This window comes from Streptomyces sp. NPDC051286 (assembly GCF_044455345.1).
GTDB lineage: Bacteria > Actinomycetota > Actinomycetes > Streptomycetales > Streptomycetaceae > Streptomyces.
The window spans coordinates 387,029-400,312 of record NZ_JBITER010000001.1 but is presented as its reverse complement, the minus strand read 5'-3'; the positions used below and the strand labels follow the sequence as shown (position 1 = coordinate 400,312).

General features: G+C 69.8%; 12 protein-coding genes. 5 read left to right on the top strand and 7 right to left on the bottom strand.

All coding sequences use genetic code 11. The features are described 5' to 3' along the window. Nucleotides 1–115: 115 nt before the first annotated feature. Nucleotides 116–472 (bottom strand): iron-sulfur cluster insertion protein ErpA, encoded by a 357-nt coding sequence (gene erpA / locus ACIBB8_RS01810; RefSeq protein WP_189540679.1) that lies wholly within the window; start codon nucleotides 470–472, stop codon nucleotides 116–118. Nucleotides 473–776: 304 nt separating this feature from the next. On the opposite strand from erpA, the gene nadA reads away from it, so the two are divergent. Next, nucleotides 777–1,985, top strand: coding sequence for a quinolinate synthase NadA (nadA, locus tag ACIBB8_RS01805; RefSeq protein ID WP_398948409.1), 1,209 nt, complete (start codon nucleotides 777–779; stop codon nucleotides 1,983–1,985). 128 nt (nucleotides 1,986–2,113) lie between these two features. On the opposite strand, the gene ACIBB8_RS01800 is transcribed toward nadA, so the two are convergent. The 5 genes from ACIBB8_RS01800 to ACIBB8_RS01780 form a co-directional block, all read right to left on the bottom strand. Next, nucleotides 2,114–5,263, bottom strand: a complete 3,150-nt coding sequence (locus ACIBB8_RS01800; protein WP_398948408.1) for an efflux RND transporter permease subunit — start codon at nucleotides 5,261–5,263, stop codon at nucleotides 2,114–2,116. A gap of 163 nt (nucleotides 5,264–5,426) precedes the next feature. Further along, nucleotides 5,427–6,125, bottom strand: a complete 699-nt coding sequence (locus tag ACIBB8_RS01795; protein WP_398948407.1) for a response regulator — start codon at nucleotides 6,123–6,125, stop codon at nucleotides 5,427–5,429. Next, nucleotides 6,122–7,390, bottom strand: coding sequence for a sensor histidine kinase (locus tag ACIBB8_RS01790; protein ID WP_398948406.1), 1,269 nt, complete (start codon nucleotides 7,388–7,390; stop codon nucleotides 6,122–6,124). Before ACIBB8_RS01790 ends, ACIBB8_RS01795 begins: the two co-directional genes overlap by 4 nt. A gap of 151 nt (nucleotides 7,391–7,541) precedes the next feature. Beyond that, nucleotides 7,542–7,820 (bottom strand): hypothetical protein, encoded by a 279-nt coding sequence (locus ACIBB8_RS01785; RefSeq protein ID WP_366134535.1) that lies wholly within the window; start codon nucleotides 7,818–7,820, stop codon nucleotides 7,542–7,544. A 10-nt stretch (nucleotides 7,821–7,830) separates the two neighbouring features. Next, complete coding sequence (locus ACIBB8_RS01780) at nucleotides 7,831–8,613, bottom strand: PspA/IM30 family protein (RefSeq protein WP_366134536.1); 783 nt, start codon at nucleotides 8,611–8,613, stop codon at nucleotides 7,831–7,833. A gap of 296 nt (nucleotides 8,614–8,909) precedes the next feature. Between ACIBB8_RS01780 and ACIBB8_RS01775 the strand changes: the two genes are divergently transcribed. From ACIBB8_RS01775 to ACIBB8_RS01765, 3 genes are all read left to right on the top strand, one after another. Continuing rightward, on the top strand, nucleotides 8,910–9,509 hold the full coding sequence (locus ACIBB8_RS01775) for a DUF3043 domain-containing protein (RefSeq protein WP_398948405.1): 600 nt from the start codon (nucleotides 8,910–8,912) through the stop codon (nucleotides 9,507–9,509). Between the two features lie 107 nt (nucleotides 9,510–9,616). Continuing rightward, nucleotides 9,617–10,351, top strand: a complete 735-nt coding sequence (locus ACIBB8_RS01770; protein ID WP_398948714.1) for a class I SAM-dependent methyltransferase — start codon at nucleotides 9,617–9,619, stop codon at nucleotides 10,349–10,351. Nucleotides 10,352–10,613: 262 nt separating this feature from the next. Further along, nucleotides 10,614–11,690: a S1C family serine protease gene (locus tag ACIBB8_RS01765; RefSeq protein ID WP_398948404.1), complete on the top strand. Its 1,077-nt coding sequence runs from the start codon at nucleotides 10,614–10,616 to the stop codon at nucleotides 11,688–11,690. Nucleotides 11,691–11,758: 68 nt separating this feature from the next. Here ACIBB8_RS01765 and ACIBB8_RS01760 read toward each other — a convergent pair whose 3' ends face one another. Further along, a complete protein-coding gene (locus ACIBB8_RS01760; protein WP_358858432.1) occupies nucleotides 11,759–11,968 on the bottom strand; it encodes a hypothetical protein in 210 nt (69 codons plus the stop codon). Nucleotides 11,969–12,079: 111 nt separating this feature from the next. Between ACIBB8_RS01760 and ACIBB8_RS01755 the strand changes: the two genes are divergently transcribed. Then, nucleotides 12,080–13,282, top strand: coding sequence for a bifunctional adenosylcobinamide kinase/adenosylcobinamide-phosphate guanylyltransferase (locus ACIBB8_RS01755; protein WP_398948403.1), 1,203 nt, complete (start codon nucleotides 12,080–12,082; stop codon nucleotides 13,280–13,282). Nucleotides 13,283–13,284 lie beyond the last annotated feature (2 nt).

The following is a 13,284-nucleotide window of genomic DNA, read 5'->3' as shown; positions in this document are numbered from 1 at the left end:
TACGCGTCGGTGACAGTCGCCTGACAGATGTCTGGCACGAGCGAAGGCGGCGGCCCCCGGAATCCGGGGGCCGCCGCCTTCGTCAGGCACTGCTGCCCGATACCGCCTTCGCGACTCAGCTGAAGGAGTCACCGCAGGCGCAGGAGCCCGTGGCGTTCGGGTTGTCGATCGTGAAGCCCTGCTTCTCGATGGTGTCGACGAAGTCGATCGAGGCACCACCCAGGTACGGAGCACTCATCCGGTCGGTGACGACCTTGACGCCGTCGAAGTCCTTCACGACATCGCCGTCGAGCGAACGCTCGTCGAAGAAGAGCTGGTAGCGCAGGCCCGAGCAGCCGCCGGGCTGGACGGCGACGCGGAGCGCCAGGTCGTCACGGCCTTCCTGCTCCAGCAGGCTCTTGACCTTGGCTGCGGCGGCGTCGGACAGGAGGATGCCGTCGCTCACGGTGGTGGTCTCGTCCGATACGGACATCTGCTTCTCTCCCGGGTTGTGCGGACTGCTTGCCGACGTTGCAACCGTCGGGACCGCGGATTCATTCCGGGCCGAGCGCTTGCCTGTTCCTTTCATGCTCGCACACGCCTCCGGGAAGAGGTGCCGGGCGGGGCGAAGAGGTGCCGGGCGGGGCAACGATGCCTCTCGCGACTGCGGAACGGCCCCCGATCAGCTCAAGAGGGAATGCGTCACATAGACGCTATCGGCATCGTCAAAGTGACGTGAACCGGATATGATCGATAACGTCAATTAGACGAAAAGGCTTATCTGCAGAGAAGAAAGGGTGCGTGACGTGACCACGGCCCACCCCGTCCAGGACCTCGATGTCCAGCCGACGCCCCTCGCCCTGCTGCTGCTCGGCCGCGAGGCCGACCCGAAGAGTGAGCGTGGCGTCGAGTGCCCCGGCGATCTGCCCTCCCCGTCCGACCCGGACCTGGTGGAGCGCGCCCGCGCGGCCAAGGAGAAGCTCGGGGACAAGGTCTTCGTTCTCGGCCACCACTACCAGCGCGACGAGGTCATCCAGTTCGCGGACGTCACCGGCGACTCGTTCAAGCTCGCCCGTGACGCGGCCGCCCGGCCGGAAGCCGAGTACATCGTCTTCTGCGGTGTTCACTTCATGGCGGAGTCCGCGGACATCCTGACCACCGACGAACAGAAGGTCGTGCTGCCGGACCTGGCCGCAGGCTGCTCGATGGCCGACATGGCCACCGCCGAGCAGGTCGCCGAGTGCTGGGACGTACTGACCGAGGCCGGGGTCGCCGAGCAGGTCGTACCCGTCTCATACATGAACTCCTCCGCCGACATCAAGGCCTTCACCGGCAGGCACGGCGGCACGATCTGCACCTCGTCCAATGCGAAGCGCGCCCTGGAGTGGGCCTTCGAGCAGAGGGAGCCCTCGGCGGGCAAGGTCCTCTTCCTCCCCGACCAGCACCTGGGCCGGAACACCGCGGTCCGCGACCTGGGGATGACGCTGGAGGACTGCGTCCTCTACAACCCGCACAAGCCGAACGGCGGCCTCACCGCCGAGGAGCTGCGGAACGCGAAGATGATCCTGTGGCGCGGGCACTGCTCGGTGCACGGGCGCTTCTCGGTGGACTCCGTCAACGATGTGCGCGAGCGCATCCCGGGCGTCAATGTGCTGGTGCACCCCGAGTGCAAGCACGAGGTCGTGGCCGCGGCGGACTACGTCGGCTCGACGGAGTACATCATCAAGGCCCTGGAGGCGGCCCCGGCCGGCTCGAAGTGGGCGATCGGCACCGAGCTGAACCTCGTGCGCCGCCTGGCCAACCGGTTCGCCGCGGAGGACAAGGAGGTCGTCTTCCTCGACAAGACGGTCTGCTTCTGTTCAACGATGAACCGGATCGACCTGCCGCACCTGGTGTGGGCGCTGGAGTCGCTGGCCGAGGGGAACCTGGTCAACCGGATCGAGGTCGACCCCGAGACGGAGAAGTACGCGAAGCTCGCGCTGGAGCGGATGCTGGCGATCCCGTAGGGACGACAGGGTCTCCCGGGCCTCCGCCCCCGCCTGGGGGCCGAGGCCGCCCGTACGGGCCCGGCAGGCCGGCACAGGAAGACCCCGGCACCGTTCACCGGTGCCGGGGTCTTCGTGTGTGCCGGACGTCAGGCCTTCGCAGGCTCCGGCTCCTCGGAGGTGGTCTCCTCCAACGGGGCCGGAACGCCCGCCTTCTTCGCGCGCTTGATGGCCTTCTTCGTCGCGCGGCGCTCCTTGCGGAGCTCCACCATCGCGTAGAGCGTCGGCACCAGCAGCAGCGTCAGCAGCGTCGACGTGACCAGGCCGCCGATCACCACGACCGCGAGGGGCTGCGAGATGAAGCCGCCCTCGCCGGTGACGCCGAGCGCCATCGGGAGCAGGGCGAAGATCGTCGCGAGTGCCGTCATCAGGATCGGGCGGAGGCGGTGGCGGCCGCCCTCGATGACTGCTTCGACGACGCCCATGCCCTGCGTCCGGTACTGGTTGATCAGGTCGATCAGCACGATCGCGTTGGTCACCACGATGCCGATCAGCATCAGCATGCCGATCATCGCCGCGACGCCCATCGGGGTGCCGGTGACGACGAGGAGACCGATGGCGCCGGTGGCCGCGAACGGGATGGAGACCAGCAGGATCAGCGGCTGGACCAGGGACCGGAAGGTCGCGACCAGCAGCATGAAGACGATCGCGATGGCCGCGAGCATGGCCAGGCCGAGCTTCACGAACGCGTCGCTCTGGTCCTGGGAGACCCCGCCGATGGTGGCGGTGGCGCCGTCCGGCAGGTCCAGCGCGTTGATCTTCGACTGGAGCGAGGCGCTCACCGCGCCGGTGTTGTCACCGGTGGGCCTGGCGGTGATCGTGGCGGCGCGCTGGCCGTCGATCCTCGTCATGGAGACCGGTCCGGGGACCAGCTTCACATCGGCGATCCGGCCGAGCTCGACCGTGCCGAGGGGAAGCTTCTTCAGCTCCTCCATCGTGGTGGCCGGGTGGGCGGACTTGATGACGACGTCGCGCTCGGTGTCGTCCATGATCGCCTTGCCGGCCGGGGTACCGCGCACCGCTCCGGCGACGGCCGCGCCGAGGGTGGCCTGGTTGAATCCGGCGGCAGCGGCCTTGGAGTTGGCCGTCACCGAGATGCGCGGAATGCTCTGCGCCAGGTCGCTCTGGACGTCGGTGACGTCCTTCAGCTCGGCGACCTTCGCCCGTACCTCCTCGGAGGCCTTCTTCAGGGTCGTGGCGTCCGCGGACTTGACCACGACGCTGAGGTCCTGGCTGCCGAAACCGTCGCCCGCGGCGATGGTGGTGTCACCGATGCCGTCGAGCTTGCCGAGGCCCTTGTCGATGCGCTTCTGGGTGGCGTCGAAGTCGGCCGAGTCCTTCAGGGTGACCTGGTAGGAGGCCTGGTTGGCGCCCGTACCGCCGCCGAAGGCCGCCATGAAGCCGGAGGAACCGACGGTGACCTGGTAGTCCTTGACGCCCTTGTCCTCGTCGAGGAGCTTCTCGACCTTCTTGGCCGCCTCGTCGGCGGCCGCCAGGCTGGTGCCGGGGGCCAGCTCCTGCTTGATGGAGAGGACTTCCTGCTCGCCCTGGTCGAAGAAGTTGGTCTTGAGCAGCGGCGCCATGCCGAAGGTGCCGACGAACACGGCGATGGCGATGGCGATGCTGGTGATGCGGCGCCGGGTCGCGAAGCGCAGCACCGGGACGTACAGCCGCTGGAGCCTGCTGCGGGCTTCCTTCTCCTCGGCCTTGCGACGGGCCTCGTCCGGGTTCTCCGTGCTGCCCTTGGGGGCGCGCAGGAACCAGTAGGACAGGACGGGGACCACGGTCAGCGAGACCAGCAGGGAGGCGAGCAGGGCCGCGGTGACGGTCAGGGAGAACGAGCCGAACAGCTCGCCGACCATGCCGCCGACCAGACCGATCGGAAGGAAGACCGCGACCGTGGTGAGGGTCGAGGAGGTGACCGCGCCGGCCACTTCCTTGACCGCGGTGATGATCGCCGACTGCCGCTCCTCGCCGTAGCCGAGGTGACGCTTGATGTTCTCCAGGACCACGATCGAGTCGTCGACGACGCGGCCGATCGCGATGGTCAGCGCGCCGAGCGTGAGCATGTTGAGCGACAGGTCGCGGGTCCAGAGCACGATCAGCGCGAGAACCACGGAGAGCGGGATGGAGACCGCGGTGACCAGCGTCGAGCGGAGCGACGCGAGGAAGACCAGGATCACGATGACCGCGAAGAGCAGGCCGAGCGCGCCCTCGGTGGTCAGACCGGAGATCGCCTTGGAGACGGCGGGGCCCTGGTCGGAGACGACGGTCAGTTCGGCGCCGGCGCCGAGGTCCTTGCGGAGGTCCGGGAGCTTGTCCTTGACGGCGTTCGAAATAGCGACGGCGCTGCCGTCCTTGTCCATCGTGGCCATCACGGCGAGGCTCGGCTTGCCGTTGGTGCGAGTGATGGAGACCGCGGTGGACGGCTCCTGCTTCACCGTGGCGATGTCACCGATGCGGACCGGCTTGCCGGGCTTGCCGGTGGCCGGGTCCTGACCGGTGACCCGCAGGTCCTCGATCTGCTTCAGGGAGGTGAAGGCCCCGCCGACCTGGACGGTGCGGCTCTTGCCCTGTTCCGAGAACGATCCGGCCGGGACCGTGGCGCCGCCCGCCTGGAGGGCCTGGGCAAGGGATCCGGCGTTCAGACCGGCGGCCGCGAGCTCCTTGTCGTCCGGGGTGATGGAGACCTGGAGGTCTTGGACACCGTCGACGGTGACCTGGCCGACACCGTCGATGTCCTCCAGAGCGGGGACGACGGTGCGGTCCAGCTGGTCGGCGAGCGCCTGCTGGTCCTTGTCGGAGGTGACGGCGAGGACGACGGTCGGGATGTCGTCCGTCGAACCGGCGATGACCTGCGGGTCGACGTCGTCGGGCAGCTGGACGCGGGCGCGGTTGACCGCCTGCTGGATGTCGGCGACCAGCTGCTTGGTGCCTTCGTCGCCGAAGTCGAAGGTCGCCATGATGACGGCGTTGCCCTCGCTGGCGGTCGAGGTGACGCCGGTGACGCCGTCGACGGCCTTGATGGACTTCTCGAGCGGTTCGACGACCTGCTTCTCGACCACATCGGGGGACGCACCCTGGTAGGGGGCGAGCACCGAGACCATCGGGAGTTCGATGGTGGGCAGCAACTGCTGCTTGAGCTGCGGGATCGCGATCGCTCCGAAGACGAGCGCGACGATCGAGATCAGCCCGATCAGGGCCCTTTGCGCGAGGCTGAATCTGGACAGCCAGGACATGGGTGGGTCTCTCTTCTGTGGCTTACGCGGCAGGTGGGCGGGTGACTCGGGGACAGACCCGGCCCAGCTACACCATCGCTCATCCACAGGGGCAGAATCGTCGACCACAGGGTCATTTTCTTATGTGGCGCATACCGCAGGTGGAGTACGCCGCTTCCACCCTTCATTCCACCCGTGGGCGCACCAGGCCCGATTCGTACGCAAAAACCACCAATTGAGCCCGGTCGCGGGCACCCAGTTTCGCCATGGCCCGGTTCACATGGGTCTTGACGGTGAGTGGGCTGACGGCGAGGCGCTCGGCGATCTCGTCGTTGGAGTGCCCGCCCCCGACGAGGACCAGTACCTCTCGTTCGCGGCCGGTGAGCGCATCGAGCCGCTCGGAGTACTCCGCGGCGCTCGGCCCCTCACCACCCGAACTGCCGCCCTGCGCAAGGAAGGTGGCGATCAGTCCCTTGGTGGCGGCCGGCGAGAGGAGCGCCTCACCACCCGCGGCGATACGGATGGCATTGAGCAGTTCGTCCGGTTCGGCGCCCTTGCCGAGGAAGCCTGAGGCACCGGCCCTCAGCGACTGCACCACATATTCGTCCACCTCGAAGGTGGTGAGCATGACGACCCGTACGTCCGCCAGCTCGGGGTCGGCGCTGATCATCCGGGTCGCGGCCAGTCCGTCCGTGCCGGGCATCCGAATGTCCATCAACACCACATCGGGGCGCGCCGAGCAGGTCAGCGCCACGGCCTCCGCGCCGTCGGCCGCCTCGCCTACGACCTGCATGTCGGGCTCCGAGTCGACCAGCACCCGGAACGCGCTGCGCAGCAGCGCCTGGTCGTCGACGAGCAGAACCCTGATGGGTGCTGGTGTCATGCGCCTTCCCCCGTCCGGCCCGCCATGCCCGGCGTCCCCGGCTCTCCCGTGCGGGCCCTGACCGGCAGGATCGCATGAACCCTGAATCCGCCGCCGTAGCGGGGCCCGGCCGTGAGGATGCCCCCCAGGGCGGTGACGCGCTCGCGCATACCGAGCAGTCCGTGGCCGCCGCCGTCGGCTGCGACGCCCGGGGCCTCGGGGCTGCCCGTGCCGTTGTCGAGGACTGTGACCTCGGCCGTCGCCCCGACCTGTACGACACTGATCTCGGCCTTCGCCCCGGGGCCCGCGTGCTTGCGCACATTGGTCAGCGCCTCCTGGATCACCCGGTACGCGGCCAGGTCGACGGCCGCGGGCAGCGGGGGCCTGCGGTCGACGCAGGCCACCTCGACCGGGAGTCCGGCGCGCCGGACCGTCTCCACGAGTTCGTCGAGGACCGCGAGACCTGGTGCCGGTTCGGTCGGCGCCTCCGGGTCGCCGGACTGGCGCAGCAGCCCGACCGTGGCGCGGAGTTCGCCCAGTGCGGAACGGCTGGCTTCCCGGACGTGGGCGAGCGCCTCTTTTGCCTGGTCGGGGCGCTTGTCCATGACGTGGGCGGCGACCCCGGCCTGCACATTGACCAGGGCGATGTGGTGAGCGACGACGTCGTGGAGATCGCGGGCGATCCGCAGCCGTTCCTCGGCGACCCGCCGCCGGGCCTCCTCCTCGCGGGTGCGTTCGGCCCGTTCGGCGCGTTCCCTGATCGCGTCGACGAACGCCCGCCGGGAGCGGATGGCGTCCCCGGCGGCGCCGGCCATGCCGGTCCAGGCGAAGACCCCGAGGTTCTGCTGGTTGTACCAGGGGGATGCCCCGAAGACCATCGCGGACGCCGTCAGCACGGCCATGGTCAGCAGGCCGACCCGCCAGGTGGTGGGCCGGTCGGTGGACGCGGCGACCGTGTAGAGCGCGACGACCGCGCTCATGACCACTGGGGCGGGCGGGTCCACCAGCACGAACTCGACGATGGACAGCCCGCCGGTGGCGGCCAGCACCGCCATCGGGTTGCGACGCCGCAGGGCGAGCACGGCGGCGGCGAGCACCATCAGGACCACGCTGCCCGCCTCGGGCGTGCGGGTGCCGAAGCTGGGCCCGTTCGGCGCGTTCGGGTCGGTGAACGATCCGGCGATCATCGCGGCGAGTACGGCCACGGCGAGCGCCCCGTCGAACGCGAGGGGATGGTCGCGCAGCCAGCGCCGGACGCGCAGCAACCCGGTTCCGAGGGTGGTCACGTCAAGCTACGGTACGGCGTGTCGCGCACGGATACGGTCCGCCTGCGGCCGGAACCGCACGCAGAGCGCGAAAAGTCCCGGCAGAACCGTGCCCCGCGGCCGGCGGACCGGACACGGGGCACAGTGCGTGCGGGTGCTGGAGCGACCGGCGTCAGCCGGGGATCAGGCCGCCGTCGCGGAGCATGTCGCGTACCTCTTCGAGGGTGGCGTCGGGAGACGGCAGGATCAGTTCGGACGGCTCCAGGGAGTCGTCCGGCAGAGGTGTGCCGAGCTCGCGCACCCTGGCGAGGAGCGCCTGGAGCGTGGCGCGGAAGCCGGGGCCGTCGCCGCTCTCCATCTCGGCGAGCAGCTCGTCGTCGAGCTTGTTGAGCTCAGCGAAGTGGCTGTCGGCCAGGGCTACCTGGCCCTCCCCCATGATCCGAACGATCATGACGTCCGCCTTACTGCTTGTCGAACCTGTGCGGGGACTGCGAGGACTGCTGCTGGGCGGCGTCCTGCGGGCCGCCCTCGATGGCCTGTGGCGGGGTGGAGCCGCCGGCCAGTTCGGCCTTCATGCGCTGCAGCTCCAGCTCCACATCCGTACCACCGGAGATCCGGTCCAGCTCGGCGGCGATGTCGTCCTTCGCCGTCCCGGTCGGGTCGTCCAGAGCGCCGGAGGCGAGCAGCTCGTCGATCGCACCGGCGCGTGCCTGCAGCTGCTGGGTCTTGTCCTCGGCCCGCTGGATCGCCAGGCCGACGTCGCCCATCTCCTCGGAGATCCCGGAGAACGCCTCGCCGATCCGGGTCTGCGCCTGGGCGGCGGTGTAGGTGGCCTTGATGGTCTCCTTCTTCGTACGGAAGGCGTCGACCTTGGCCTGCAGCCGCTGGGCCGCGAGAGTGAGCTTCTCCTCCTCACCCTGCAGCGTCGTGTGCTGCGTCTCCAGGTCGGTGACCTGTTGCTGGAGTGCGGCGCGCCGGGACAGCGCCTCCCGGGCCAGGTCCTCGCGCCCGAGCGCGAGCGCCTTGCGGCCCTGGTCCTCCAGCTTGGACGTCTGGCCCTGCAGCTGGTTCAGCTGCAGCTCCAGGCGCTTGCGCGAGGTCGCCACATCGGCGACACCGCGGCGCACCTTCTGAAGCAGCTCCAGCTGCTTCTGGTACGAGTAATCGAGGGTCTCGCGCGGATCCTCGGCCCGGTCAAGGGCCTTGTTTGCCTTCGCGCGGAAGATCATCCCCATACGCTTCATGACACCGCTCATGGGCTTCGCGCGCCCCCTTCTGACGGACTGGGCTCCAGCACTCCAACAGAACCCACAGTACGGGCCCTGTCTCTATTACCGCACTGTTCGAGCACGGATGTGGTCCTCCCCAAGGACGACTGCCCCCGGATACCGCTCCGGCCCAGGGAGTAGGCGGCCCTCAGGGAAACCGGTGGCAACGTCCGTTCTGTCCCGCTGCGGACACCTGGGAGGACGAAGGCCGTTGCCGGATCGTTCCCGACCGGGCTGGGGTCGTCGCGGCCGACCCCGTACCCTTGGGTTTTGTGTTCCGTAGCCGTTCGAAGGATGAGAAGGCCCCCGCCACCAAGGTGACGGCGGACCTCTCCACGCAGCCCCGCGACCCGCAGGCCCCCAAAGGTCGCCCCACCCCCAAGCGCAGCGAGGCCCAGTCGCAGCGCCGTCGTGCCTCCAGTGGCGCGCCGCTCGACCGCAAGGAGGCCATGAAGCGCCAGCGCGAAGCGCGCCGGGTGGACCTGGCCAAGCAGCGCGAGGCGCTCGCCAGTGGCGACGAGCGCTACCTGCCGGCCCGTGACAAGGGTCCGGTGCGGCGCTTCGTCCGCGACTTCGTGGACTCGCGTTTCTGCATCGCGGAGTTCTTCCTGCCGCTCGCAGTGATCATCCTGATCCTCAGCGTGATCCAGGTGCGGAACATCCAGAACATCTCGCTGCTGCTCTGGCTCGCCGTGATCGTGCTGATCGTCATCGACTCGATCGGTCTCGCGTTCCGGCTGAAGAAGCAGCTGAACGCGCGCTTCCCCGATACGCCGAAGCGCGGCGCGGTCGCCTACGGCCTGATGCGTACGCTTCAGATGCGTCGGCTCCGTCTACCAAAGCCGCAGGTCAAGCGCGGAGAGCGACCCTGAGTACGGAGCTTTCCGGCTCGGTCGGCGGTCCGTCCGCAGGCCTGCCGGACGGTGCCCCCTCCAAGGACTCCGGGTTCACCAGGGCCTCTTCGGCGTGGCTCGGAGGGCTGCGCAACACCGTCCGCCAGGAGCTCGTCGCCCGGCAGCTCGACGAGCAGATTGCCGCGCGCTTCCCGGTCGGCCAGCGGCTGCGGGTCCTCGATGTCGGCATGGGACAGGGCACGCAGGCGCTGCGGCTGGCCCGGGCCGGCCACACGGTGACCGGCCTGGAGTCCGACGCCGAGATGCTGAGGGCCGCCCGCGGGGCGCTCGGGGACGAGCCCGCGGGCATCCGGGAGCGGGTCCGGCTGATCGAGGGCGACGGCCTGGACACGGGCGTGCACTTCCTGCCGGGCAGCTTCGACGTGGTGCTCTGTCACGGCGTACTGATGTACGCCCGGGAACCGGACGCGCTGCTGGCGGGGCTGGCCCGGATGCTGGCGCCCGGCGGGCTGCTCTCGCTGCTCGTACGGAACGGCGACGCGCTGGCGATGCGGCCCGGCACCGCCGGGGACTGGGACACGGCACTGGCCGCGTTCGACACGGATACGTACACCAACCAGCTGGGCCTGGCGGTCCGCGCCGACCGGCTGGACGCCCTCACGGCCACGCTCGCCGGGATCGCCGCGCCGCTGCACGCCTGGTACGGGGTGCGGATCTTCACGGACCAGGTGAGCGATGACGTCGAGCTGCCGGCCGCCGCGGAACTCGACCGGCTGCTGGCCGCGGAGGACCGGGCCGGACGGACGGACCCGTACCGCCGGGTTGCCGCACTGCTGCATCTGTGCGGGGTGCGCGGCTAGGAGGGCGCTGAAGGACCGTCCGGACGAACGCCGGACGGTTCGCGACGCCCGGTGCGGTGCACCGCAAGGCGCCGGAGCGTCCAGGTGGCGAACTGTTCCGACGTACCGGCAGCGCCGCGAGGTGCCGTGCCGGGCGCCGCGACCGCGGGCATGACCCGCCCGAAATCCCTGGGGATGGTTGAGGGATGGACGAGGAGCGGGCGTCACCCGATCAGCCGAACCCAACAGGCCGCCAATGGGGTTAAAAGCCAATGATTCAGACATGGATGCTTCCCACTCGCGCCGCCGTCTGTACCGGCTACTGCTGCCTCTGACCGCAGGTGTCTGTGCCATGGCCCTGGTGTCCGGCTGCTCCGACTCGGACTCGGCCGGCGCCACTGCCACGCAGTCGGCCTCGCCGCAGACGACTTCCCAGGCCGCAGGTGACCTGCAGGCCGAGTATGAGGCCGTCATCAGGAATGTGCTGCCCTCCGTGGTGCAGATCCAAGCCGCCAACAGCCTCGGATCCGGCGTCGTCTACGACAACAAGGGCCACATCGTCACCAACGCCCATGTGGTCGGCCCGGAGAAGAGGTTCAAGGTCACCGTCGCCACCGGCGAGAAGGTGCTGGGCGCCTCGCTGGTCGCCACCTATCCGGAGCAGGACCTGGCCGTCATCAAGCTCGACAACGTACCGAGCGGGCTGAAGCCGGCGAAGTTCGGCGACTCGAACAAGGTCGAGGTCGGCCAGATAGTGCTGGCGATGGGTTCGCCGCTCGGACTGTCCAGCAGCGTCACGCAGGGCATCGTGTCGGCGGTCGGCCGGACCGTCAGCGAGAGCCGGACGGAGGGTGGCACCGGGGCGACCATAGCGAACATGGTGCAGACCTCGGCGGCGATCAACCCCGGCAACAGCGGCGGTGCGCTGGTGAACCTGAACAGTGAGGTGATCGGCATTCCGACGCTGGCGGCGGCGGATCCGCAGATGAACGGCGCGGCACCGGGTATAGGGTTCGCGATCCCCGCCTCGATGGTGAAGACGGTGGCCGACCAGATCATCAAGAGCGGCAAGGTCACCGACTCGGGCCGCGCGGCGCTGAACATCACCGGCCGCACGGTCGTCGACGACAATTACCAGCCGTTCGGAATCGCGGTGGTCACCGTCACGGCGGGCGGCGGCGCGGACAAGGCCGGACTGCGGGCCGGCGACATCATCACGAAGATCGGCGACACACGGGTCACGACGATGACGGAGCTGGCCGAGACTCTGGCCAACGACAAGCCGGGCCAGAAGGTCAAGGTGACATATCTGCGCAACGGTGTGGAAAGGACTGCGGTCGTCACGCTGGGCGAGATCTGACCGCTCCTGTGCGAGCGCCCCGGATGCCGAGGAACGGCGCCCGGGGCGCTCGTGCGCCGTACCGGTGGTCAGCCCTGGTCGGCCTGGAGACTCATCGGGCCGTAGATCTTCGTCGCGTCCTCGAAGAGGGTCACCTGGTCCGCCCCGCCGTCCAGGAGTTCCTTCCAGAACTCACCGATCCATGTCTCCGCATCGCCCTGGGTCGTGAATTCCTCCGGCTGCAGGGCCGGCTCCGTCTCCGTACCGTCGGACTTCTCGAACCGCCACGTCCACGCCATGTCCGCCTCCTGGGTCGCGTTGCTGCCCGCAGCCTAGTGCCTGGGGCCTTTCGGACCGAGATCCACGGGGTTGGTCGCGCAGCCGGTGCGGGGACGCGGGAGGATCGGAGCGTGGAACTGACACTGCTCGGCACCGGAGCCCCCGACGGGCTGCCGCGCCCCGACTGTCCGTGCGCCGCCTGCGCCACCGCCCGCGGGGGGTGGGCGCGCGCCGCGACCGCACTGCTGGTCGACGACGCGCTGCTGCTCGATCTCACCCCGGGGGCCGTGTTCGCTGCCGCACGCGCGGGTCATTCCCTGACCGGCGTACGGCAGGTGCTGCTCACCCATCCGCACGACGGGCCCGCCGTGGAGCTGCCCGCCGGGCTGCCCCCGGCCGGACGGGTGCCGGACGGGCAGGTGCTGACGCTGATCAGCGGGCACCGGATCCGGGCGGTGCCGATGGACTCGCCGGGGACCGGGTACGAGGTGACGTCCCCGGAGGGCGTGCGGCTGCTGTACATGCCGCCGGGGGCGGCCCCCGCCGGTCTCACGGACCGGGTGGCGGAGCCGTACGACATGGTGGTCGGTGATGTGACCGGACGCCCGGACGCCGTGGCCAGGCTGCGGGCCGTCGAAGCGATCGGGCCGGCCACCGAGGTCATCGCCGTTCACCTGGACCATGACGCACCCACCGGCCCCGAGCTGGACCGGCGGCTCGCGGCGGCCGGCGCCCGGACCGTGCCGGACGGGACGACACTGGTGGTCGGCCAGTACCACGCCGTACCGGATATCCCGCGGCGGACGCTGGTGACGGGCGGGGCGCGGTCCGGTAAGTCGGTGGAGGCCGAACGGCGGCTGGAGACCTTCCCCGAGGTGGTGTACGTGGCGACCGGCGGCGGCCGCGAAGGCGACCCGGAGTGGATGGCCCGGGTCGGGCTGCACCGGGAGCGCAGACCGGCCGCCTGGCGCACCGAGGAGACCTGTGAGCTGGTGGACCTGCTGGAGTCCGACGGGCCGCCACTGCTGATCGACTGCCTGTCGCTGTGGCTGACGGACGCGATGGACCGGGTGAACGCCTGGGACGACGAGGCGTGGGCGGACGGCGGTGAGCGTGCGCTGCGGGAGCGGATCACCGAACTGGTCGGCGCGGTGCGCGGAACGCGGCGCACGGTCGTCGCCGTGACCAATGAGGTCGGCTCGGGCGTGGTGCCCGCGACAGCCGCCGGCCGGCGGTTCCGGGACGAGCTGGGGCGGCTCAACGCCGCGTTCGCCGACGAGTGCGAGCACGTGCTGCTGGTGGTGGCCGGTCAGGCGCTGAGGCTGCGCGGCTGACC